Origin of the sequence: Nocardia jejuensis NBRC 103114, assembly GCF_001613145.1 — a bacterium.
GTDB classification, from domain to species: domain Bacteria; phylum Actinomycetota; class Actinomycetes; order Mycobacteriales; family Mycobacteriaceae; genus Nocardia; species Nocardia jejuensis.
Window position 1 is genome coordinate 34,949 of record NZ_BDBU01000055.1, and the last position, 21,637, is coordinate 56,585.

21 protein-coding genes are annotated in these 21,637 nt (G+C 68.2%); 9 read left to right on the plus strand and 12 right to left on the minus strand.

Annotated features, from left to right (window positions below):
• Positions 1 to 18 precede the first annotated feature (18 nt).
• From NJ1_RS33625 to NJ1_RS33635, 3 genes are all read right to left on the minus strand, one after another.
• On the minus strand, positions 19 to 1,245 hold the full coding sequence (locus NJ1_RS33625; protein ID WP_067702949.1) for a cytochrome P450 family protein: 1,227 nt from the start codon (positions 1,243 to 1,245) through the stop codon (positions 19 to 21).
• 10 nt (positions 1,246 to 1,255) lie between these two features.
• Positions 1,256 to 2,503 (minus strand): cytochrome P450 family protein, encoded by a 1,248-nt coding sequence (locus NJ1_RS33630; RefSeq protein ID WP_067702951.1) that lies wholly within the window; start codon positions 2,501 to 2,503, stop codon positions 1,256 to 1,258.
• A gap of 401 nt (positions 2,504 to 2,904) precedes the next feature.
• The gene (locus tag NJ1_RS33635; protein ID WP_067702954.1) at positions 2,905 to 3,480 is read right to left on the minus strand and encodes a TetR/AcrR family transcriptional regulator; all 576 of its coding nucleotides are present in this window, start codon (positions 3,478 to 3,480) and stop codon (positions 2,905 to 2,907) included.
• 43 nt (positions 3,481 to 3,523) lie between these two features.
• Here NJ1_RS33635 and NJ1_RS33640 point away from each other — a divergent pair, with 43 nt between their 5' ends.
• A complete protein-coding gene (locus NJ1_RS33640) occupies positions 3,524 to 4,363 on the plus strand; it encodes a phytanoyl-CoA dioxygenase family protein (protein ID WP_067702957.1) in 840 nt (279 codons plus the stop codon).
• Here NJ1_RS33640 and NJ1_RS33645 read toward each other — a convergent pair whose 3' ends face one another.
• The 6 genes from NJ1_RS33645 to NJ1_RS33670 all read right to left on the minus strand — a co-directional run bounded on the left by NJ1_RS33645 (position 4,364) and on the right by NJ1_RS33670 (position 8,489).
• The gene (locus NJ1_RS33645; protein WP_067702960.1) at positions 4,364 to 5,290 is read right to left on the minus strand and encodes a cyclase family protein; all 927 of its coding nucleotides are present in this window, start codon (positions 5,288 to 5,290) and stop codon (positions 4,364 to 4,366) included. It abuts the gene before it with no gap.
• Positions 5,291 to 5,328: 38 nt separating this feature from the next.
• Positions 5,329 to 6,099 (minus strand): cation efflux transmembrane domain-containing protein, encoded by a 771-nt coding sequence (locus NJ1_RS33650; protein ID WP_174557147.1) that lies wholly within the window; start codon positions 6,097 to 6,099, stop codon positions 5,329 to 5,331.
• The gene (locus tag NJ1_RS33655) at positions 6,099 to 6,431 is read right to left on the minus strand and encodes an ArsR/SmtB family transcription factor (RefSeq protein WP_067702962.1); all 333 of its coding nucleotides are present in this window, start codon (positions 6,429 to 6,431) and stop codon (positions 6,099 to 6,101) included. The genes NJ1_RS33650 and NJ1_RS33655 overlap by 1 nt, the downstream gene beginning before the upstream one ends.
• A 137-nt stretch (positions 6,432 to 6,568) precedes the next feature.
• On the minus strand, positions 6,569 to 6,772 hold the full coding sequence (locus NJ1_RS33660) for a cold-shock protein (protein ID WP_067702963.1): 204 nt from the start codon (positions 6,770 to 6,772) through the stop codon (positions 6,569 to 6,571).
• A 252-nt stretch (positions 6,773 to 7,024) separates the two neighbouring features.
• A complete protein-coding gene (locus tag NJ1_RS33665; RefSeq protein WP_067702964.1) occupies positions 7,025 to 7,816 on the minus strand; it encodes a hypothetical protein in 792 nt (263 codons plus the stop codon).
• A 103-nt stretch (positions 7,817 to 7,919) separates the two neighbouring features.
• Positions 7,920 to 8,489, minus strand: a complete 570-nt coding sequence (locus NJ1_RS33670; RefSeq protein WP_067702966.1) for a lipoprotein LpqH — start codon at positions 8,487 to 8,489, stop codon at positions 7,920 to 7,922.
• Positions 8,490 to 8,636: 147 nt separating this feature from the next.
• Here NJ1_RS33670 and NJ1_RS33675 point away from each other — a divergent pair, with 147 nt between their 5' ends.
• From NJ1_RS33675 to NJ1_RS33700, 6 genes are all read left to right on the plus strand, one after another.
• Positions 8,637 to 10,067: a hypothetical protein gene (locus NJ1_RS33675; RefSeq protein ID WP_067702968.1), complete on the plus strand. Its 1,431-nt coding sequence runs from the start codon at positions 8,637 to 8,639 to the stop codon at positions 10,065 to 10,067.
• Positions 10,064 to 11,377 carry a hypothetical protein gene (locus NJ1_RS33680; protein ID WP_067702970.1) on the plus strand — a complete coding sequence of 438 codons (1,314 nt, stop codon included), beginning with the start codon at positions 10,064 to 10,066 and terminating at the stop codon, positions 11,375 to 11,377. Before NJ1_RS33675 ends, NJ1_RS33680 begins: the two co-directional genes overlap by 4 nt.
• A gap of 241 nt (positions 11,378 to 11,618) precedes the next feature.
• Positions 11,619 to 13,067: a tetratricopeptide repeat protein gene (locus NJ1_RS33685; RefSeq protein ID WP_067703026.1), complete on the plus strand. Its 1,449-nt coding sequence runs from the start codon at positions 11,619 to 11,621 to the stop codon at positions 13,065 to 13,067.
• A 37-nt stretch (positions 13,068 to 13,104) separates the two neighbouring features.
• On the plus strand, positions 13,105 to 14,370 hold the full coding sequence (locus NJ1_RS33690; RefSeq protein WP_157574474.1) for a hypothetical protein: 1,266 nt from the start codon (positions 13,105 to 13,107) through the stop codon (positions 14,368 to 14,370).
• Positions 14,371 to 14,537: 167 nt separating this feature from the next.
• Positions 14,538 to 15,884 carry a serine hydrolase domain-containing protein gene (locus tag NJ1_RS33695; RefSeq protein WP_245717695.1) on the plus strand — a complete coding sequence of 449 codons (1,347 nt, stop codon included), beginning with the start codon at positions 14,538 to 14,540 and terminating at the stop codon, positions 15,882 to 15,884.
• A gap of 82 nt (positions 15,885 to 15,966) precedes the next feature.
• Complete coding sequence (locus NJ1_RS33700) at positions 15,967 to 16,425, plus strand: hypothetical protein (protein WP_067702974.1); 459 nt, start codon at positions 15,967 to 15,969, stop codon at positions 16,423 to 16,425.
• Between the two features lie 372 nt (positions 16,426 to 16,797).
• Here NJ1_RS33700 and NJ1_RS33705 read toward each other — a convergent pair whose 3' ends face one another.
• Both NJ1_RS33705 and NJ1_RS33710 read right to left on the minus strand, forming a co-directional pair.
• A complete protein-coding gene (locus NJ1_RS33705) occupies positions 16,798 to 17,382 on the minus strand; it encodes a TetR/AcrR family transcriptional regulator (protein ID WP_067702977.1) in 585 nt (194 codons plus the stop codon).
• Positions 17,379 to 18,332 carry a patatin-like phospholipase family protein gene (locus NJ1_RS33710; protein WP_067702980.1) on the minus strand — a complete coding sequence of 318 codons (954 nt, stop codon included), beginning with the start codon at positions 18,330 to 18,332 and terminating at the stop codon, positions 17,379 to 17,381. The genes NJ1_RS33705 and NJ1_RS33710 overlap by 4 nt, the downstream gene beginning before the upstream one ends.
• 138 nt (positions 18,333 to 18,470) lie before the next feature.
• Here NJ1_RS33710 and NJ1_RS33715 point away from each other — a divergent pair, with 138 nt between their 5' ends.
• Both NJ1_RS33715 and NJ1_RS33720 read left to right on the plus strand, forming a co-directional pair.
• Positions 18,471 to 19,634: an acyl-CoA dehydrogenase family protein gene (locus NJ1_RS33715; protein ID WP_067702983.1), complete on the plus strand. Its 1,164-nt coding sequence runs from the start codon at positions 18,471 to 18,473 to the stop codon at positions 19,632 to 19,634.
• Positions 19,635 to 19,643: 9 nt separating this feature from the next.
• Positions 19,644 to 20,768, plus strand: a complete 1,125-nt coding sequence (locus tag NJ1_RS33720; protein WP_067702984.1) for an acyl-CoA dehydrogenase family protein — start codon at positions 19,644 to 19,646, stop codon at positions 20,766 to 20,768.
• On the opposite strand, the gene NJ1_RS33725 is transcribed toward NJ1_RS33720, so the two are convergent.
• On the minus strand, positions 20,765 to 21,400 hold the full coding sequence (locus tag NJ1_RS33725) for a TetR/AcrR family transcriptional regulator (protein ID WP_067702986.1): 636 nt from the start codon (positions 21,398 to 21,400) through the stop codon (positions 20,765 to 20,767). The two genes, NJ1_RS33720 and NJ1_RS33725, sit on opposite strands and share 4 nt — an antisense overlap.
• Positions 21,401 to 21,637: the final 237 nt, after the last annotated feature.

Consider the following 21,637-nt stretch of genomic DNA (forward strand, 5'->3'; position numbering starts at 1 on the left):
GCCGCAGATCAGACGGAATTACTCCGCGTGCAGCGTAACCGGAAGGCGGGCATGCCCATTGGAGATGAAGCTGACGACCTTCTCCAGACCGGCCGGATCCTCGGCCAGGCGCAGGTCCGGGAAGCGGGCGAACAGCGCGGGCAGTGCGATGGTGGCCTCGAGCCGGGCCAGCGGAGCACCGACGCAGTGGTGCACGCCGTAGCCGAACGCCAGGTGCTTGTCCTTGCTCGCCCGGTGCGGATCGAACTCGTCGGCATCCGCGCCGTGCACGTTCGGGTCGCGGTTGGCGCCCGCGTAGGAGGCCAGGATGGCATCGCCCTTGGGGATGCGCACATCGCCGATCTCGATGTCCTCCACCGCGTATCGCAGCGGCAGGTGCGCCACCGGAGCCTCGTACCGCAGCGTCTCCTCGACCACGTCGGCCCAGCTGATCTTGTCCGCGAGCACGTCCGCGAGCAGTTCCGGCCGGTTCAGCAGCGCGAAGACGGCCTGGTCCAGCAGGTTGACGGTGGTCTCGTGACCCGCGTTGATGACCAGCATCAGGGTGTCGACGAGTTCCTTCTCGAGCAGCTGCGAATCGTCGTCCTCGTCGCGGGTGGCGATCAGCACGCTGATGATGTCGTCTCCGGGCGTCTCGCGCTTCATCGCCACGATTTCGCTGACGAGACCGTACATTTCGAGGTAGTTGGCCATGCCCTCCTCGGGTCCGATCGAACCGTCGAAGAAGGTGTCGACGCACTTGCGCAGCGCCGGATTGCGATCGTCCGGCACACCCATCAGTTCGCTGATGACCTGAATCGGCACCGGGTAGCAGTACAGCTCGCGCAGATCGACGATCTCGCCGCGCGGCACCGTCTCGAGCTTGTCGAGCAGGGCCGCGGTGATCGCCTCGATGCGGGGCTGCAGGGCGGTGGTGCGGCGATGGGTGAACGCCGGGGCGACCAGCTTGCGCAGGCGCTTGTGATCCGCGCCGTACGCGGTGAACATGTTGTCCACGGCCACCCAGGGCAGCAGCGGCCATTCCGCGGTGATCTCACCGTTGAGGTACGCGCTCCAGTGCAGGCTCGCGGCCTTGGAGACGCGGGGGTCGGTCAGCAGACCCTGGAGCACGACGGCATCGGTCACCGACCACGCCGGCACGCCGTGCAATTCCACCAGGGTCACGGGGCCGCTCTCGCGGATCCGTGCGGACTCGCCCTGGATATCGGTCCCCGTGGGGTCCAGGACGATCGGTTGTTGTTCCATCGCGTTCTCCTTAAATCACCGGCAGCGGTGGGGACTTGGGGAAGACGACCGGCAGCGTCGCCATGGCCCGGTGGAACGGTCCTGGCCGCCAGGCCACTTCGTCCGCACGCAGGGTCATCCGCATGTCGGGGAGCGCGTCGAGCAACTGATCGATGGCGTCCTGCGCGACCAGGTAGGCGACCGAATTCGCCGGGCACGCATGGGGTCCGGCACTCCAGGCCAGGTGCGACCGGTTGCCGGTGTGATCGCCGAACCGGATCGCCGGATCGTTGTTGCAGGCACTGAGACTGATCAGGACCGGCTGGTTCGCCGGCAACCAGGTATTGCCGATCAAGGTCGGCTGCTGCGGGTAACTCATGCAGAAGTTCGCCATCGGCGGGTCGTTGAAGAGCACCTCGTCCAGGGCGTCGCGCGTGGAGAGACTGCCGCCGAGCACGTCGCCGCCGAAGCGGTCGTCCGTCAGCATCAGCAGCAGGGTGTTGGTGATCAGGTTCTGCATCGGTTCGAGGCCCGCGCCGTAGAAGCTGATCAGGTTGAACAGCATCTCGGTGTCGTCGAGCGCGGAGGAGTGGTGCGCGAGCCGGGAGGTGACGTCGTCGCCGGGTTCGGCGCGGCGCAACTGCACCAGCTCCATCAGCGCCTCGCTCAGGGTCTGCATGCCCCAGGCCGCGTTCACGGTGTCGAACAGTGCGGCCATCCCGGTCGCGACCCGCTGCCCCAATTCGGCCGAGCAGCCGACCATTTGGTTGAGCACCTCGAAGACCAGCGGAAAGGCGTACTGCGACACCAGATCCACCGATCCGGCCTCGCAGAAGGTGTTGATCAGCGGGGTGGCGATCTTGCCGACCGTGCTGTGCAACGCGTGCAGGTCGATTCCATCGATGCTGGCCACGTACGCCTGCCGGTAGCGCGCGTGTGTGACCCCGCTGTTGCGCAGCGCATTCGGGTACCACTGCATCATCGGCTTGATCGGCGAATCGTCCGGGATATTGCCCTCCCAGCCGCGCGGATCGGCGGGGAAGTGCTCGGGATCGTGCAGGATCCGCAGCGCGGTCCGGTAGTCGATCACCAGGGTGGCGGGCACCCCCGGTGCGAGCTCGATCGGCACCAGTCCACCGTATTCGCGGCGCATCTGACGGTAGGTGCCGTGCGGATCGGCCGCGAACTCCGGTGTGTGCAGCCCGATTCGGGGCCCGACGGCATCGGCGGGTGAGCCGTGCGCGACCGGGCAGGTTCCGGCTCCGGCGGGGTGGGACATGGCCGGGTGCTGTTGGGGCGCCGACGAGTATGACGAGGTCAAAGACTTGACTCCAGACGATGGGGAACACGGGACCGGTACGGAGCGGATCGCGCTGCGGTACCGAGTGCATGGGTCGAGGATCGGAACTCCATCGAGGCAACCGGAAGACACACCAGCGTTCACCTCGTAGTCCCTGCGGGACAAGTGATTCCGACGATCACCGTCCGATGGAGCAATCCTTCCCTGCCGCCCCCCACGGCGACGACACGCCCACAGTAGCAGCATCCCCGCTAATCCTCATCGGATCCCGGGGCAGTCCCACTGGGTGGCAAAGCTGCTGGGGGGCTGCGTATTACGGCTTTCACCTGCGAATTTCGGTGTTGTCGAACGTGTCTCGAGCAGTTGCTTTCCCCGGGGTTCTACAGCCCAAGCGCTGCGGCGATGAACGCCCAGAGCTGGTCGGTCGTGGTCTCGATGGACGGGCGGGGATCGCGGCCGAGCTGACGGGCGATGCCGTGCCGCAGCGCCCCGATGATGCACGCGCCGGCCAGATCCGCGTCGACCGCCGCGGAGATCTCGCCCCGGCTCTGGCCGCGCCGGATGTTCTCGGCCGCGGAATCGATGATGCGCCCGATCGCGCCCGCCTCGAGCTCGGCGACCTCGGGCTCCATGCTGATCCGGTCGAGCAGCAGTTCCGCCAGCGGATCCGCGAAGTGATAGGCGACGTAATTGTGGGTGCGGGCGCGTTCGCGCACACCCCAGGAGCCCTCGGCCGGGATGGTGTCGTCGGCGATGGCCGCGACCAGTCCGGCCTGGTATCCCTCGTAAATCGCCACCAGCAGACCGGCTTTGGAGCCGAAGTGGTGATACAGCGCCCCCGTGCTGAGCCCCGACCTGCGCTTGAGTGCGTTGAGGTCCACGACACCGTTGCTGTGCAGCAGCTCCGCGCGTGCCGCTTCGAGAAGCTGTTGACGTCCGATGGGTGCGCGTGCCACAGTCGGAACAATAACAGAATTCAGTTATGTTCGGAGGGTGCCGATGAGTACCGAAGTGTCGTCCGTGACCGATCTGGCCGGGGATATCGCCGGGACCTACCGGCGAACCGAGAGCAGCGGGCGCAGCGTCGACCCGGCCGTGGCCGACGCGGATCTCGCGGCCGTGCTGCGGGACGGGTACGTGATCCTCACCGACCTGCTCACCCCGCGGGAACTGGCGGAGATCCGCGCCGAGGTCGGCCCGCTGCTGGATCATCGGGGCCGCAACGACTTCGAGGGCCACACCACGCAGCGGATCTACAGCGTGCTGAACAAGACCCGCAGCTGCGATCGGATCGCCGCGCATCCGCGGGTCCTGGCGATCCTGGACCGGCTGCTGATGCCGAACTACCTGCTGTCCATGCTCCAGGTGATCAACATCCTGCCCGGTGAGACGCCGCAGATGCTGCACACCGACGACGGCTTCTATCCGATACCTCGCCCGCGCGCCGCCCTGAGTGCCGCCACCATCTGGGCCATCGACGAGTTCACCACCACCAACGGCGCGACCGAGATCATCCCCGGCAGCCACGAATGGGGCTCGGAGCTACCCGAGAACGATTCCGCGGCGCGGACTCCGGTGCTGATGCCCGCCGGATCCTGCGTGTTCTTCCTGGGCACCCTCTGGCACGGCGGCGGTGCGAACACCTCCGAGACTCCGCGACTGGCGCTCACGGCGCAGTACTGCGAACCGTGGTTGCGCACCCAGGAGAACTTCAACCTCTCCACTGCGCGCGAGGTGGCCCGCGAGGTCGACGAGGACATCCTGCGCATGCTGGGGTTCAGCATCCACCCGCCCTTCGTCGGCCAGGTGGACGGCATGCACCCCAAACGGCTGCTCTGATCAGAAGATGGCGACCGGCGCGACCGGGGTTCCGGTGGCGCCCACGAACGGTTCCGGCGTCGCGCTGAGCAGGAATTCGTAGCGCTGCTCCTGCGCGCACACCCGCGCGAGGTCCTCCAGATTCCAGTTCTGGCCCTGAATCATGCCCATTTCCACCAGGTGCAGGGCGTGCACCGCGAGCCAGCCGTCCTGGATCTCCGCGGGGAAGGTCTCGAAGGTGAGCGTGTCGTTGGCGACCGCGGCCACATCGCGGGCGTGGAACCACTCCGGGCAGCGGACCGAAAGACCCGGCGAGGGAACGGCATAGCCGGTCTTGTCACCCGCCAGGTACAGCTGCATCTGGCCGGTGCGCACCAGCACGATATCGCCGGCGCGCACCCGCACGCCGCCCAGTTCCGCGGCGGCATCGAGGTCTTCGGGCGTGACCGCGTGGCCGGTGTCCAAGCGTTCGACGCCGTGCACCCGGGCCACGTCGAGCAGTACACCCCGCGAGATCACGTGCCGGGCCTTGTCGATTCCGCTGAATGCCGAACCCTTGTGTGCGGTGATGGTGTCGGCCGAGCGGCCGTTGTAGATCGTCCCGGAGTGCGAGACATGGGTCAGCGCGTCCCAGTGCGTGGCGGCCTGCAGACCCATCGTCACCGTGTCATCGCTGGTGGCGATCAGTCCGGGGCCGAACATCTCCCAGTTCACCGCGACCATGGTGTGCAGCGGATTGACCCGGCCCGGGATCATCCCGGTCTGAATTCCGTTCTGCTGCAGCGGTACCGACAGTGCGACCCGCCTACCGCTGCGCACGGTGGCCGCGGCGGCGCGCACCACCTCGTCGGTGATCAGATTGAGTGTGCCGATCTCGTCGTCCGCACCCCAGCGACCCCAATTGTTCACGCGCTTCGCGATATCCAGGAACTCGGTCGGCATCGCCATCGGCGCACTCCTTCGTCGAGATCGAAACTCTCTGCAACCTACTCCGAGTCGCAGCACGAGCAGTCGGTGACGGCCACGGCGGTGAGAGTGGGTGCGGGGCAGCAGGTATCGCCGCGCCAGGCGTTGACGCCCTCCCGGACGGCGATGACGGCGATGACGAGTGCGGCCACCGGGTCGGCCCAGGACCAGCCCAGCAAACTTTCGAGCAGCAGTCCGACCAGCAGCACGGCCGACAGATAGGTGCACAGCAGGGTCTGCGCGGAATCGGCGACGGCGGAAGCGGATCCGAGCTCGCGACCGGTGCGGCGCTGCGCCCAGGACAGCACCGGCATGATCGCGAGACTGGCCGCGGCCAGCGCGATGCCGATGGTCGAGTGCCGCGCTTCGCCCACCCCGAGCAGGGCGCGCGCGGAGTCCGCGCTCACGTAGAGCGCGAGTGCGAAGAAGGAGTACGCGATGAGGCGCAGTGCGATTCGCTCCCGGGACCGCGGATCGCGGGCGGAGAACTGCCAGGCGAGCACCGCGGCCGAGGACACCTCGATCACCGAGTCCAGCCCGAATCCGATCAGCGCGGTGGAGGACACCCGCACGCCCTCGGACAGGGCGACGATCGCCTCGATGACGTTGTAGGTGATGGTGGCCGCGACGAAAAGCCGAATGCGCCGGGTCAGGATCGCGCGCCGCCGCGTGGACGGCCCGGTCCGGGGCTGCGCCGACAGGGGCTGTGCGGAGACGGGCTGTGCGGAGACGGACGATGCGGAGACGGGTTGTGGCGAGAACGGACCCGGCATGCCGAGCGGCGCGGACATCAGCAGCACTCTCCGCCCGATTCGGATGCCGGGCAGCAGGCCGGATCCACCGCCAGCACCAGCCCGATCAGATCGTCCAGCGCGTGCCCGATGCGGGAATCGGCGAGCTCGTACCGGCTTCGCCGACCCTCGGGCACGGCCACCACCAGCCCGCATCCGCGCAGGCACGCAAGGTGATTGGAGAGAATCTGCCGCGAGACCCCGATGGTCTCGGCCAGCTCGGACGGATAGCTCGGCCCGGTGCGCAGCCGCAGCAGAATTCGGGTGCGGGTCGCGTCGGACAGGGCATAGCCGAACCGGGTGAGCGCATCGGTATGCGCGAGCGTGTCCACCCGAAGGATATTACAGAAAATTCTGTATTCAGAAAATCATGTACTCACGGGAAAGGCCGGACCCTGCCTGAACTGGTCCGGAAACGAGAAGAGCCCCGCTCCCAGAGGGAGCGAGGCTCTCAACGAGCTATCGGAAATCAGATAGCGCGGACATCCTGGGCCTGCGGCCCCTTCTGTCCCTGGCCGATCTCGAACTCCACGCGCTGTCCTTCTTCAAGGGACTTGAATCCCGAGCCGGACACGGCGGAGTAATGGACGAAGACGTCAGGGCCGCCACCGTCTTGCGCGATGAAGCCGAAGCCTTTTTCGCTGTTGAACCACTTCACACTGCCTTGAGCCATTGCTTTACTTCTTCTTTTCTGTAGGTGAGCCGAAGCTCGTCACGTCCGACAAGCCCGATCTCAAGACCTAACAATGCCATGGACTGACGGATTTGCCACTAGGGACACGGCAAATTGTGAGCCACCTGACCCTCACGGCGAGTCGTGACGCGGGTTTCGCGGGCGGGGAGATCCGGGCTCGAGATCGCCGGGACGGCACGCGTGCGAGCGCCGCAGACCCCTCGGGACCTGCGGCGATTCGATTTCTCCGGCTCACGCGGCGGAGACGTTGACCGGAAGGGAGATGACCAGTTCCTGTTCGTTCTCCGGCAAATAATTAACCGCGACGACACGTCCGATTTGCACCAGGCCGACACTCGCGGGAGGCAGGAACTTCTCCGTGCGGGCCACGAACGCGGTCCCGTCGGGTCGCGTCACCACCAGTTCCAGATCGAGGCGCGGGTGGCCGTCGCGGATCTCGCCGGGCACCGACAGCGAGCGCACCACCGCCTGAGCGGACGTGCCGCGTCGAGCGATGTCCAGCTTGGCGGGGGTGGTGATGCCCTTGCGGATCATGGCCGCGTTCATGGCGTCCTGGGCCGCGGACGAATCGCCGGACAGGTCTACCTGCACGCGGTCGGTGCGGCCGGGCAGATAGCGGACCGGCAGCACCACACCGGGGCGCAGCAGGGCCATCTCGGTCAGCGGCACGATCATCGTGGCCAGGGACCGGAAGGTCTTGCCGTCCACGCCCTCGACGCTGAACTCGATGCGCAGTTGCGGCTGGTCGTTGAGCGTCAAGCCGGTCTGACCGACGGCGACCACGGTGCCCAGGCCCATCGGAGCGTCACGGAATTCGGAACTGTTGTGGCCGGTGAGGGCGGGCAGGATGCCGTCGGCGGTGAAGGCGAAGGCAAGGGGGACGACGGTGCAGGCGATGATCGGCAGGGCCATCTGCCAGCCGACCCAGCCGAACACGTCGTCGGAGGTCAGGCCGTGCCAGAGGTAGTAGGCCACGGACAGGCCGAGGAAGACGAGGGCGGCGATCCGGATCTGGTTCTTCATGGTGATCTCTCGGTCGGAGGTGGGGCTGTGGGAGGGGAGTGGGTCGATCCGGTGCTGTGCTCCGTTCCCGCTCATGCCGTCGCGGCATGAGCGGGAAGGAGGATCAGCCGCCGACGATGGTGCTGCAGGCGAAGGTGATGTCGAACGTCGAGTTCTTGACCCCGGCAGTCGGATTGGTGAGGTCGGGAGCGCCGACGCCCTCGCCGGTGACGGTGTAGGTGTTGCCGCTCTTGGTGACCTTGGCCGAACCGCCGGCCGCGCCGTTGCCGTAGCCGACCGCGTAGGGCATCCCGTTGGAGCCGCCCTTGCTACCGGCGATGCCGACCGCCTGCACGGTGTCGGAACCGGTGATGGTGGCGCTCACGCTGAGCTGGCCGTAGGTGGCGTTGCCGGTGTCGGTCAGGGCGAGGGCGAGGGTGTCGCCCTGCTTGGCGCAGGTGGTGTCGAACTTGGCGTCCAGGGCCTTGCCGTCGACCGTGGCGCTGGACTTGCCGGACGAGGCGGTGGTGCCGGGGGCCGCGCTGCCTGTGGAGGCGCTGCCGGTGGAGGCGGGGGCGGCCGAGGTGGACGACGAGCTGGAGTCGTCGCTGCTGCTGCAACCGGTGACCAGCAGCGCCATGGCGGCGGTCGCGGCGAAAGCGGCGGAGGTGAAGCGAATCTGCTTGGTGGTCATGATGTTTCCTCGTTCTCGATCTCCGGCTCTCCGGTGGAGCCGATGAGAGAACCGTAGAAAGAACCGGTCGTCCTACCGATACCAACTTTCGGTGCCGCTGGGACGCGGAAACTCCGCTAACCTGGGCGAATGCGTAGACCGAGAGCGATGGTGCTGGACGAGGTCTGGCGTCGTCTCGACGGTGTCGAGGCCCTGAGCGGGCCGCACGGCGGGCCGCTGCGGCGCACGGTGAAACTCGTGCTGGATCCGCTGGTGATCCGGCCCATGCAGCATCCCGAGTGCGCCGGATCCATCCTCGGCGCGGATGGGGCGGTATTGCTCGCCACGCGCATCCACGCCGCCGCGGATGTCCTGAGGGCCACCGCCGCCTGGTTCACGCTGCTGAAGCAGACCAGGCGGTCGCTGCGCATCACCGAGGGCAATGCCCAGGACATCTACTTCCAGCGGTGCTTCGAACTCGCCACGATGCAGGGGACGCCGGACCCGGTGCGGGACCGCACCGCCGCCGAGGCCGCGCTGCTGGAGATCCACAATCTGACCGCCGGGCGGACGACCCAGGCGCTCAAGGGATATCTCGCCGATCCGATCCGGGCACAGGAACTCACCGAACTCATCCACACCGCGTGGCGGCGCCGGCCGCTGACCCCGACCCCCGACCACACCGTCGCGCTCACCGACCTCCTGAACGCCTGCGCCGCAAACCGTCTCGGTGAATCCGATCCCGATGTGGAGCTCGACGACCTGGTGGCGGCACACGTCGGCACGCACACCGGAATCGCGCTGTGGCGGCAGCGGAACGGTGAGGGCGCATCGGAACTCGCCCCCACCGCACACCGCCTCGGCCTCACCGCCCACCACCTCCCCGACCCGCCCCGGGTAGGCGAATCGGCCTCGAAATCCAGCCTCGGCCTCCCCTTCGACCGCACCATCCACGAGCGCGTCTTCACCGTGCTGCAAGCCACGGGAGAACGCGCCGAACTCCCACCCATCTCCGAACTGGTCGCCGCCGAAATCGCCCGCTCCTGCGCCCCCTGGGCCCTGCTGGACGAATCACTCCGCGTAGCCGCCGCCGCGGGCGCGGTCCTGGCCCTGCAACTTCGCCCCATCGGCCCCGCCGCAGCGCCGCGCGCGACCGTGGTGCACGGATTCGGCACCCACGCGGGGAGTATCCACGCGGCCGAGGTGGCGGCAGCGCCCGCAGGCCCGGGGAGCGACGGCGCGGGCGGTTGCGGCACGGCCGCGGCCCGGGTGATCAACGGGCGGTGGCAGCGGGAAGCGTATGTGCTGCAGGCGCGTCGGATGGTGGTGCGAGAGGATGCGCCGGAGGCTTCGGGGCCGTTGGCGGGGATCGCGGCGGAGCTGCGGGTGCCGTGGCGGCCGTATGCGCGGCGGTTGTGGGTGCGGTTGCACGGGCGCGACGTGCGGGAGGTGCCGGTGTACGGGTCCGAGGAACTGTGGGATCTGCTGGACGGGGTGGCGCGATCGGTGATTCTGGATCACCGGATGCGGGTCAAGCGGGCACTGGCCGCGACTGCCGTTGCGGCTGAACTCGATCCGATGGAATCGAGGGCGGGATGAGCAACTCGGTGATGGAGATCCGGGACTTCGGTGATGGGCTGCGGGGGATCGTGCCACGGGGCTCTCAGGAGGTGCCCGGTGCGCCCGGTGGGCTGGACGCTGAGGGCACGCCGGGCACGCAGAGCACGCGGAGTGAGCAGGGACGGCCGGGACCAGCGGGACGGCGAGACGCGCCAGTGGTGCTGGACGCGGTGGCGGATCCCGACGTCATGGTGCTCGAGGTCGCCGGTGGGTATCTGACCTGGAACGTGCTTGCCGGACAGTTGATTCCGGCCGCAGTGATCGACGACCCGGAGTTGGCGCAGGAGTGGGTGTGGGCTCTGTACGGGGAGCGCGTCGCCCTCGCTCTGGATGCCCACCGGACGCCTTCGGAAAGTCCGGCCGGTGCCGATGGTGTCGTGGACGAAATGCCCGCCGGCAGTTCGGCAGGCGCCGCGGGTGAGGCCGATGCCGAGGTTGCGCGTGCCGTCGGCGCTGGTGACGGTGCGGGCGAGGTCGCTGACGGTGTGATCGGTTCGGGACCTGTCGACGGTGCGGGCGGTGTGAGCGCGGGCGAGCTGTGGGCGGAGCCCGGGTCGCCCGCGCTGGCGGCGAGTGCGTGGCGACTGGCGTACGCGCACTGGGCTTCTCGATGGTGGCCCGCTTCCACGCTGGACTCGATCGCTCCGCTGGATTCGGTGCTGCTGGATCGGGAGATCGCCGCGTTGACCGAGGAGTGCGAGTCGCTGGTCGACGGTGCGGACGCCGTCGTGGCGGAGGCGCCCGCGAGTGTCGAAACCTTCCCCAGGGCTTCGGATTACGCGCTGGCGGCGGGTGAGGGCGACCGTGGCGGGATGGTGCTCGCGCGCGGTGCGGGGGGCTGGGATTGGCGGCGCTGCCCGCCCGGGCTGGTCGATGCGTCCGAGCGGGCCGTGTCCTGGCAGGTGGTTCGGGACGCGGGTGTGACCACGGTCGCCGTCAGTGCTGTCGCCGCACCCGGCGGGCCCGCCGACTTGCCCGCGTACCTGCGGCCGTGGGCCCGAATCCACACGGCCGGAGGGGTTGTGGATGCCGAGCTGCGGTCGGTCGGTGGTGCCTGGGTCGGCGAAGCATTCCTGCCGACCGTGGGCCGGGCGGGCCGCGTGGACCTCTATCTTCCGGGCTTCGGAGTCGCGGAGGACACCGACCCGGCCGCCCCGGAGCTGCGCCGCGAAATCCGCGAGTTCGCCTCCGCCCGACTCCGATACGCCGCTGAACCCGCCGACGACCGCTCCCCGAGCGCCCCGCTCCTCGCCGAGATCGCCGCCGCCGCAGAGGATTCGGACTTCTGAGATGGAGGTGGACGATGTGGGCCGAGGCGGCTCGGCCAACCCTGGCCCCGGCAGCGGTAGCAGCGCCGGTGCGGCCCAGTGGCCCGGCGAACCCGGCGCCCCCGGCAGCGTTGCCCGGCCTGTGACGAACGGCGCGGTCGAGCGCGGTGGCATCGGCGACGCGGGGCGCGAGGTTGCCTCGAGAACCGGTGCCGAGGGCGGCGCTCCGGAGTCGCCGGTGTTGCGGGCGGGGGCGGAGGCCATGGCCCGGGGGGAGTTGCGGGAGGCATTGCGGATATTCGATGACGCCGTGATCACCGAGAGCGGTGACTATCGGGTGTGCGCGATGGTGGACGCCGCCTGTGTGACAAACCAATTGGGGGACCACGCGGGGGCCGTGGTGCGCTTTCGCGCGGCGTTGGCGCAGATGCCGGTGGTCGCTCCGCGCATGCGCCCGGCGGCGCTGATCAATCTGTCGCAGGCGCTGCAGTATCTCGGGGATCTGGACGCGGGACAGGCGGTGTTGGAACAAGCGCGGGAACTGCTCGCGGCTCAGGATGCCCCGGGGGATCTGCGGTTCGCGTGCCTGGTGTCCTTGACCGCGGTGGCGCTGTATCGGCAACAGTGGTCGCACGCGATCGAGCTGGCGAACGAATCCCTGGATGCCGCAGGACGATTCGATCCGGACAAGGTCGGACATCCGCTGATGAACCTGGCGGCGGCGCACTTCGAGACAGGTCGCTGGGAGCTCGCCGAGGACTTCGCGCTCCAGGCGCTGGACGCGTTCGCCGCCGCCGGGGATCGCGACGGCATCGCCGAGACCCGCCAGAATCTCGCCGTGATGCTCACGCGCTCCGGCCGTTTCCAGGACGCGGAGCCGCTGCTGCTCGAGGCGCAGGAGCACTTCGATGCCGCCGGTGTCGGTCACCGCGCCGGAATCGGCTGGAAGATCATGGGTTTCATCGCCGAACAGCGCGCCGACCTCGATACCGCGACCATTCGCTACCGCCAGGCGCTGTCCCGATTCGAGGCATCCGGAGCGATCATCGACGCCGCCGACGTGCGCACCCGCCTTGCCACCGTCGCCTACACCGCCGGACAGTACGAGGACGGCGAAGCCGAACTGGCCGCCGCCCGCACCATTTACGCCGAGCGGGGCCTGGGCCTGCTGTGCGCCCAACTCGACTATTGGCACGCGGGCCTGCTGGAACCACTCGTCCAGACGGTTCCGGGCCTTCTCCCGCGCGCAGTGGATCTGGCGGTCCCCGCCGCCCTGGCCCTGGACGCCGTCCGCAGCGAACTGCCCGACGGCGCCCAGCGCGAAACCTGGAACCGGCGCATCGCCGATCCCGCGCTCCGCTTCGCCTTCCGCTACGCGTACCTCGCGGGTGACGCCCGGCTCGTCGCGGATCTCATCGAAACATGCTGCGCCGGAACAACTCTCGACCTGAATAGAATCTCCGGCACCACACCTCCCGTCGATCTGCCGGACCCGCTCGAGCCCCCGGTCGCCAGCATCGATCCGGTCAACGACGCCCTCCAACTGGGCACGGCCCTGGCCGCCGTAGCCGCGGGCGCGGGCCTGCCGGTAGCCCCACCCCCGCACATCGCGGTAGCCCCCGACGGCCACATCGCCCTGGCCGCCTGGATCGCCGCCGCCGAACAACGCTACGGCCGCCGCCTCCGCGACGACCGGGTGATCCGATCATGACGCATCGGATGCGGCACGACCTTCGGGCGGAATGCCGATGACAGGCGAGCGGCCGACCGCGGTGGTGCGGATGGCGGATGCGGGGGATCTGTATGTGACATGGCGGTGGGAGGACGGGAGTGCCGAGGGCGGGGTCGGGGTGGTTCCCGAGGAGCAGGTGCGGGAGGCGGTGCGGCGGTTCTCGGAGGCGTTGCCCGCGCCGGGGATGGTGAACGGGCTCGAATCGGCGTTGACCACTGGGGAATTGGCGAGCTACGCGGCCGAGAACGAGCTGGCGCAGCTGCTTTCCGGGACCTTCCTGCCGTACCAGCTGGCGGTGCGGCTGTACGAGCTGTATGTGGCGGGGGTCAGACCGCTGATTCGGATTCAACCGTCGCCGCGGGTGGCACAGATTCCGTGGGAGCTGATCGCACCGGATCCCGGTGTGCGGCTGGTGGAGATCGCCGACGTGAGTGTTCTCGCCCCGCCGGGGATCGTGCACGCACCGGCTCGGGTGGCTTGGTCGTGGGAGCAGACGCGGGAGCTGCCGGTGGTGGCGATTCTCGATCCGCGAATTCCGGGCTTCAGGGCCGATTCCGCGCTGGGATCGGTACTCGGGCGAATGGATTCGGCCGCGCCGCTGGCCCGGCTGGTGGCCGGGTACGCGCGGCAGGATCGGCTGATCCCGGCCGTGGACGATGCGCTCGCCGCCTTCCGGCGCACGGATGTGGATCGGAACTGGCTGGGAAAGATGTTGCACGAGGGCGCATCTCGACTGCTGTACGTCGGGCACGTGACCGCCGCGGCGCCGGCCTCGGGTCGAAGCGAGACGGCCACCATGCATTTGGCGTGCACCGCCGATACGACCGGATTCGCCGCCGCCCAACGCGACCACCGCCCACTATCGGCTCGGGATCTGCTGCTGGGCACCCACACCCTCGCGGACGACCCGCGCAGCGGTCCCCAACTGTGGCCCTTCCCGAGCCGGGTGGCACTCGTGGCCTGCGAGAGCGGCGGTGATCTGCGCTTCGGCGAGGCGCTGGGTCTGGTCGCCGCGATGATCACCGGCGGCGCGGAGCTGGTCACCGCCGGGCGCTGGCCCCTGCCCACCGATCTCGCCTTCCAGCGCCTGGGCGGCGCACCGGCGCACACTCGGCCGCTGCAGGATGCGGTGTGCGCCATCGACTCCGCGCACGAGCAACCGGACCCGGTACTGGCCCTGAACAACTGGCAGCGAACGCGACTGGCGCACTGGCGCGAAAGCGGCCGCATCGAGGATTCCCCGATCGCCTGGGCGGCCTTCGCCACCGTCGACGCCCGCTGATCCGAGAGCCCGCGCCGCCGCACTCCGCCCGACGGTGCCCCGAAAACCTCAGCCCCGAAAACCTGAGCCCCGAAAAGCGCAGCCCCGATAACTCGGGGGTCGCGAGACGATAACGCCGCCAAGCACTTTCCGATTTCACGGACGTGGTTTCGAGAGTGGAGGGCAGTGTGGCGCGTTTCAGGACCGGCCGTTTCCGGACCGGTGCCGTGGTGGCGGTGCTGACCGCGGGCGTGATGCTGGCAGTTAGCCCGATGGCGTCAGCCGCGCCCGCCACCGGAGACGGACTGAAGCATTGCGCGGTGAGCGACGGGCGGCAACCCGAGACCGCGACCCCCGAGGAGGTGGGAGTGGATTCGGCGGCACTGCGAGAGGCGGTCACGCTCGCATCGGATCCGACCCGTTTCACCTTCCAGGTGTTCCGCAACAACTGTCTGATCGCGGGCGGTCCGAACAATCAGCAGGCGGGCGGCGTCGCGTGGAATCTGTGGAGCAGCACCAAGAGCGTGGTGTCCATGGTCACCGGTGTCGCCGTGTCGGAGGGGAAACTGCGGGTCGATGACCCGATCGACAGCTATCTGCCTGCGGGACTGGGGGATTCGTCCCACCGGGCGATCACGATCCGCAGTCTGCTCACCGAGACCTCGGGTATGGAGGTGGCCGTCGCGTCGGAGGGTGTGACCGGTCTGGTGCAGCTGGACCCGAATGTGGTCGCCCAGGCGCTGGGTATGCCGATCGTGAACCCTCAGGGCGCCGAATGGCAGTACAGCCAGCGTGCCATCGACCTGCTCGCGTACGTGGTGCAGCGAGCCGTCGGCGAGGACTTCCAAGCCTATGCGCAGCGAAAGCTGTTCGACCCCTTGGGCATCCGGCAGGGTGACTATCACTGGGCACGAGACCGCAGTGACAACACCTACGGCTACGCGCACCTTGTCCTGCCGCCGAACGATTTCGCGAAGCTCGGTCTGCTGCTGACCGACAATGGCAATTGGCATGGGAACCAGCTGATTTCGACCGCCTACCTCGACCAGGCGCGCACGCCGACCGAGGCCAACCCCTGTTACGGGTTCCTGTTCACGGTCAACGGCCCCGGCTGCGACGCGGCGTTCCCCGGTCTGCCCAAGGACGCCTACCAGATGTCGGGAATGATGCGACAGGACAATTTCATCGTGCCCAGCCTCGGCCTGCTGGTCAGCTGGACGGGAATCACGGTGCCCGGCGGCGCGGTCAGCTTCCCGCACGATGTGCTGCGCGCCCTGACCGGTGCGTTCCGGTCGCCGACGCTGGCCGATCCGGGCCCCTATCAGCAGCATCCCGATATCAGCCTGGCCGATCCGATGATCATGAACCCCGATGCCACGTATGCCGCACTCGGCCTGGGCCCGATGGCGTATCCCGGCTGCGGGTTCCTGAGCTGCCTCGGCGCACCGCTCACCCGGCCCTTCGCCGACTGGCCCGCGGGATGCTTCATTCTCGGCTGCGTGGGCGCGGATCCGGGGACGCCGGGTATTCGCTGAGAGCGCATCGCGTTGATCACATGTTCAACGCGATTGAGGCGTGGGTTCGTACACCGAACCGTCCCGCGCCCTACCGTTGAGTATGCGCACATCGGTTCACCTGCTGCTTTTCGTCTGCGCGATCGTCATGGCCGTTGGGGTCTTCTTTCCGCTGCTGGGCCCCATCGACGCACGGAACGTTCAGTTCGCCGACCTGCGGAACGGGTTCCCCACCGGGAGTTCGCTGGACCAGATCGGCTCGCAGTCCGGCGGCTTCTTCGGCTCCCTGATGGCCGGGCTGCTCGGCGCCGCGCTGTTGATCCTCATCGCGGCCCTGAGCGGTTTCCGACTGATCGGCTGGGTCGGCAACCTCGCCGGGCTGGCCGGATTCGGCGTGCTGGGCTGGCGGCTGTACCAGGTTGCCGAGCAGCAGCTGCGCGAGGATTACCGCACCCTGATCGAGGGGTCGTGGGGGCTGTATCTGGTCGGCGGGGCGCTCGTCGTCTCGTTCTTCCTGCTTTCGTCCCCGCGCGAGCGCCGCGTGTCGCAGCCTGTGCGCTGAGAGTTGAACCACTCTCGCCGGGTGGCTCGACGGGTTCACCAGGTGGGGGAGCCGTCGTGTGACGGGGGCTACAGGCGATGGGGGCAGTGAGTCGATTCATGGTGCGGACCGTTAGCCCATGTAACTACCGTTGATCGGCGAAACGGTTCCGACTCGAAAGTAGAACACATGCCGATCATCAACCTCGGTTCCGCCGCTCTCGATCTGGCGAACTCGGTCACCGCTCTCGCGGCCAACGTCACCTACCTGCTGCACGCCTGGGGTCTTGCCTGAGCGTTCACACGCTCGCTCCAGCGAATCTCGGCCCGCCCGTTCCGGTTTCGGAACCGGCGGGCCGTATCGTTTCCGGACTACCGAAACCGATGCGCCGAATCAGGTGCGCAACAGCGCGTCCTGCACCTGCCGCAGGCGCTCGACATCACCCCGGAACCCGGCGACGGCATCGTTGTAGAGGAAGGCATCCCACAGCCTGACCAGTGCGTAAGCCAGGGTGGCGCGCTCGATCGGCGGTCGGTACCCCTCGGATTCGGCGCGCTCGATGAGAGATTCGAGCAGCCGGACCGCCGCCTGGTGCACCGGTCCGTCACTGCGGGTGATCATCCGCAGCGCCGAGTTGGACTCGTTGTCGAAATAGGTTCGCAGCGCGTCGTTTTCGACCAGCGCGTGGATTGTGTGATCGAGGATCAGATTCAGTCGTTCGCCACCGGTGGCGTGGGTCTGCCGATCGGCGTAGGCCGCCACGCGTTCGAGCTGGCGTGAGATCGCCGCTCCCAGCAGACCCTCCCGGGAGCCGAACCAGCGGTAGATGCTGGCCCGGCTGACACCCAATTGCAGCGCGATGGCGTTCACGTCCAGGCGCTGACCGGCCATGAACACCGCGATCGCCGCGCGCAGCACATCGTCCCGGCTGGCCGAGGCCGGTCGGCCCGGTGCTCTGCTTCCGTCGGCGCGCGTCACGCCGAAAGCATAGGGGCCAGGTAGGCGGCCAGCGTTCGGGCGGTCACGGCGCGGCCGAGGGTGAGCGCCTCGCGCAGGCGGACGGGGTCGCGGTCGAGGCGGCCGATGCGAGGCGCGTCGTGCGGCGGGCGGATCTGCAGGACGGCCGGATCGGTGGCGAAGTCCTGTTCGTCGCGCTGATTCTGCAGGGTGCGCACGAGCCACGGCTGCACGGTCCCCGGTGCGTGCCGGGACAGGAAGCGCGCCACCACGCGACTCTCCAGAGATGAAGGCGGACGGTGGTTTTCGTCCTCACGGCGAGTGCGCAACACCAGTACCCGGGTCGCGCCCTGCACGAGAGCCGTTCGGATGGGCACCGACTCGGAGAGTCCGGCATCGACGTAGCGGTGCGCGCCGATCCGCACCGGCCGACCGGCCAGGATCGGCAGGCAGGTGGAGGCGCGCAGGGCGGTCTGCACCGAGAGCGGATCGGTCAGCCCGGCGTGCAGATCCACCGCCGCACCGGTGTCGGCATCGGTGGCGATGGGGTGGAAGGTGACCGGATTGGCGAGGATCGCGGGGAAATCCATCGGCACGATCCGTTCGTAGACGGTGTGCACCAGGTAGTCGGTATCGACGACCTTCGCGCCGCGCAGCGCCCGGCGAGGACTGATGACCCGGTTGATCACCTCGGGATTCCAGGCCCGTTCGGCGTCCACCGCGCGCCCACACAGCAGCCAGGCGGCGTTCAGCGCTCCGGCGGACGCGCCGTAGACGGTGTCGAATGTCGGCAACAGGCCCAATTCCTCGATGGCCGTGGTCATTCCGTGCGAGAACGCACCGCGCGAGGAACCGCCCTCGATGACCAGGGCGAGTCGATGGCCGTCGGTGCGCTGTCCGGGCGTGCTGGCCTCGCGGTGGCGCTTCGCGATGAGTTCGCCGACGCCGAGGGTGCTGTCCTGATCCGGCAATGGGGCTCCTTCGCGCGATGTCCGAGGTTCCAGGCTACGCGAACCACGAGGCTATTTGAGACATTGAATACTCTGTGTACCATATCCACCGAATACCGGCTCCGCTGCGAGGCGGCACCGAAACTGGAGGTCACACGCATGCAATTGGCGCTCACCGACGACGAGCTCGCCTTCCGTGACGAGCTGCGCGCCTTCTTCCGCACCGAGATCCCGGCCGATATCCGCAATCGGGCCAGGCATGGACAGGAGCTGAGCAAGGACGACATCGTCACCACCCAGCGCATCCTCAACGCGCACGGACTGGCGACCCCGAACTGGCCGGTGGAGTGGGGCGGGCGGGACTGGACGCCGATCCAGCGCCACATCTGGCACGACGAGCTGCAGCTCGCCTCCGTGCCGGAACCGCTCACCTTCAACGTGAACATGATCGGCCCGGTCATCGCGCAGTTCGGTTCGCAGGAGCTCAAGGAGCGGTTCCTGCCCGCCACCGCCGATCTCCAGATCTGGTGGTGTCAGGGCTTTTCCGAGCCCGAGGCCGGTTCTGATCTGGCGTCGTTGCGCACCACCGCGGTCAGGGACGGCGACAGCTATGTGGTGAACGGGCAGAAGACCTGGACCACCGCCGCCCAGAACGCCGACTGGATCTTCTGCCTGGTGCGCACCGATCCCGCGGCGCCCAAGAAGCAGGCGGGCATTTCCATGCTGTTGTTCCCGCTGGACACCCCGGGCGTCACCGTGCGTCCGATCGAGCTCATCGACGGCGGGTACGAGGTCAACGAGGTGTTCCTGCAGGACGTGCGGGTGCCCGTGAATCAGCTTGTCGGGCAGGAGAACCAGGGCTGGACCTATGCCAAGTTCCTGCTCGGCAACGAGCGCACCGGCATCGCGGCGGTGGGGCAGAACAAGGTCCGGCTGTGGCTGGCCAAGGAGTATGCCCGCCACACCGGGCTGGGGGAGGGCACGCTGCTGGAGGATCCGGTGTTCGCCACCCGGCTGGCCGAACTCGAGAACGAGTTGCTGGCACTGGAATTGGTGCAGTTGCGGGTGGCGGCCGGATCCTCGGACGGCAAGCCCAACCCGGTGTCCTCGATTCTCAAACTGCGCGGCACCGAGCTGCAGCAGGCGGTCACCGAACTGATGGTGGACATCGCCGGGCCCGAGGCACTGCCCCGCGAGGGTGAGACCCCGGACTGGGCGCGGCGCAGCACCTCGACATACCTGAACTATCGCAAGACATCGATCTACGGAGGATCCAACGAGGTGCAGCGCGGCATCATCGCTTCGACGATCCTCGGATTGTGAGGAAGCACCATGGATTTCGCTCTGACCGTCGAACAGGAAATGCTCCGCGACACCGTGCGCGATGTGCTCGCCCGGGGTTACACCCCTGAGCGTCGCACCGAGGTCACCGGCACCGAACTCGGCTGGGACCCGAAGATCTGGGCCACTTTCGCCGAAATCGGCCTGCTCGGACTGACTTTCGCCGAGGAGGACGGCGGCATGGGCGCCGGTCCCATCGAAGCGATGCTGGTGCTGACCGAGATCGGCCGTCGCCTCGCCCCGGAACCGCTGCTGGACTGCGCGCTGGTGCCGGGCGGCCTCGTCGCCCGGGCCGGCACCGACGCCCAGCGCAAGGATCTGCTGCCCCGGATCGCGGAGGGGGAGCTGCGACTCGCCTTCGCCCACGCCGAACCCGGATACCGGTGGCCCGCCGCCGTGCGGCTCACCCAGGCCGAGCAGGGAGCCGACGGTTGGCGGCTCACCGGCCGCAAACATCCCGTCCCGCACGGTGATTGCGCCGATCGGCTGATCGTGAGCGCGGCGTCGCCCGAGGGCATCGGCCTGTTCCTGGTCGATCCCGCCGACCCCGGCGTGCGCCGTACCGGCTTCACCACCCATGACGGCCTGCGTGGCGCCGATATCGAATTCGACGGTGCGAGTGCGGAACGGCTCGGTGACGCCGGCGACGCCGCCTCGGAGATCGAGGCCGCACAGGTCGGCGCGCAAGCCGCACTGTGTGCCGAAGCGGTGGGCGCGATGGAGGAGTCGTTGCGGCTGACCTCGGAGTATCTGAAGACCCGCAAGCAGTTCGGCGTCCAGTTGCGCACGTTCCAGACCTTGACCCAGCGGGCCGCCGATATGTACGTCTCGCTGGAACTGGCGCGCAGCATGAGCCTGTACGCCTCCATGTCACTGGCCGACGGCATCATCGATCCGGTGGTGGCCTCGCGTGCCAAACTGCGAATCGGCCGCTCCGCCAGGCATATCGGCCAGGAATCCATCCAGATGCACGGCGGGATCGGCATGACCGCCGAGTATCCGGTGGGGCACTACACCGCGCGACTGACGGCCATCGAACACACCCTCGGTGACTCCAGCGATCACCTGCGCTACCTGGCGCGCTTCGTCGCCGACTATCAGATGGTCGAGATCTAGCGCGCCACCGGCGAACCCTCGGACGCGCTGTCGGACAACAGGGTTCGCAACGCCCGGGTGATGGCCTGGGACGCGGCCTCCTGAGAGAGGCCGCGTCGGTCCGTCAGTTGATGCCGGTAGGCCCAGCCGATCGTGGCCTCGGCCAGGTCGAGCAGTTCGGCGTCCTGGGATCCGTTCCGGGTGAGTTCCGGGGCGAAGGTTCGGCCCAACTCGTCACGGATTCGGCTGTCGGTCAGCCGCATTCGGTCGTCGACCTCCGGAATCGACTGCGATTCCAGCAGTCCGAGCAGGCGCGGATTGCGCTGGGCGGTGAAGATCGCCTCGCTCTGCCGCACGACGGCGTCGATGCGCTCGTACAGCGGCAGGGCGGGATCGGGGCGCACGAGCAGCGTTTCGACGTAGTCCGACTGCGCCTCGACGGCCGCCGTGCGCAGGCTGTTGCGCTCGGGGAAGTGCACGAAGACGCTGCGCTCGGAGACGCCGGCGCGGGTGGCGATGTCCTTCGAGGTGGGAACGAAGGTGCCTTCCTTCAGCGCCGCCAGCAGCGCCTCCACGATCGCCCGGCGCGTCTGCTCAGGATTGCGTCTGCGCCGCCGCACTTCGCCGGTGGCCTCACTCGTCCCCTCGCTCATTCCTGCATCCGATCACAGCCCGCACCGAGTCGTCCATCGCGCGCGGTGTGTGGTGCGCCGCACCCGACCGCTATTGCAGTAAGACTGCAATTTGCACTACTGTTCTCAGGTAGCAACCGCCGGGCGATGCGATGGCCGTCGACTCCTGGCGGGTAGAAGCTGACAATCTGTCAATGCGTGGATGTGAACCAATCGTTATCGGGAAATTGGCGAACTTCCGGCTAACACTTGCTTGGC

Excerpts from the sequence above, each read along its gene's own strand:
- NJ1_RS33625 (WP_067702949.1), bottom strand. The coding sequence starts at position 1,245 with ATGGAACAACAACCGATCGTCCTGGACCCCACGGGGACCGATATCCAG.
- NJ1_RS33630 (WP_067702951.1), bottom strand. The coding sequence starts at position 2,503 with ATGTCCCACCCCGCCGGAGCCGGAACCTGCCCGGTCGCGCACGGCTCA.
- NJ1_RS33640 (WP_067702957.1), top strand. The coding sequence starts at position 3,524 with ATGAGTACCGAAGTGTCGTCCGTGACCGATCTGGCCGGGGATATCGCC.
- NJ1_RS33645 (WP_067702960.1), bottom strand. The coding sequence starts at position 5,290 with ATGGCGATGCCGACCGAGTTCCTGGATATCGCGAAGCGCGTGAACAAT.
- NJ1_RS33650 (WP_174557147.1), bottom strand. The coding sequence starts at position 6,099 with ATGTCCGCGCCGCTCGGCATGCCGGGTCCGTTCTCGCCACAACCCGTC.
- NJ1_RS33660 (WP_067702963.1), bottom strand. The coding sequence starts at position 6,772 with ATGGCTCAAGGCAGTGTGAAGTGGTTCAACAGCGAAAAAGGCTTCGGC.
- NJ1_RS33665 (WP_067702964.1), bottom strand. The coding sequence starts at position 7,816 with ATGAAGAACCAGATCCGGATCGCCGCCCTCGTCTTCCTCGGCCTGTCC.
- NJ1_RS33670 (WP_067702966.1), bottom strand. The coding sequence starts at position 8,489 with ATGACCACCAAGCAGATTCGCTTCACCTCCGCCGCTTTCGCCGCGACC.
- NJ1_RS33675 (WP_067702968.1), top strand. The coding sequence starts at position 8,637 with ATGGTGCTGGACGAGGTCTGGCGTCGTCTCGACGGTGTCGAGGCCCTG.
- NJ1_RS33680 (WP_067702970.1), top strand. The coding sequence starts at position 10,064 with ATGAGCAACTCGGTGATGGAGATCCGGGACTTCGGTGATGGGCTGCGG.
- NJ1_RS33685 (WP_067703026.1), top strand. The coding sequence starts at position 11,619 with ATGGCCCGGGGGGAGTTGCGGGAGGCATTGCGGATATTCGATGACGCC.
- NJ1_RS33690 (WP_157574474.1), top strand. The coding sequence starts at position 13,105 with ATGACAGGCGAGCGGCCGACCGCGGTGGTGCGGATGGCGGATGCGGGG.
- NJ1_RS33700 (WP_067702974.1), top strand. The coding sequence starts at position 15,967 with ATGCGCACATCGGTTCACCTGCTGCTTTTCGTCTGCGCGATCGTCATG.
- NJ1_RS33715 (WP_067702983.1), top strand. The coding sequence starts at position 18,471 with ATGCAATTGGCGCTCACCGACGACGAGCTCGCCTTCCGTGACGAGCTG.
- NJ1_RS33720 (WP_067702984.1), top strand. The coding sequence starts at position 19,644 with ATGGATTTCGCTCTGACCGTCGAACAGGAAATGCTCCGCGACACCGTG.
- NJ1_RS33725 (WP_067702986.1), bottom strand. The coding sequence starts at position 21,400 with ATGAGCGAGGGGACGAGTGAGGCCACCGGCGAAGTGCGGCGGCGCAGA.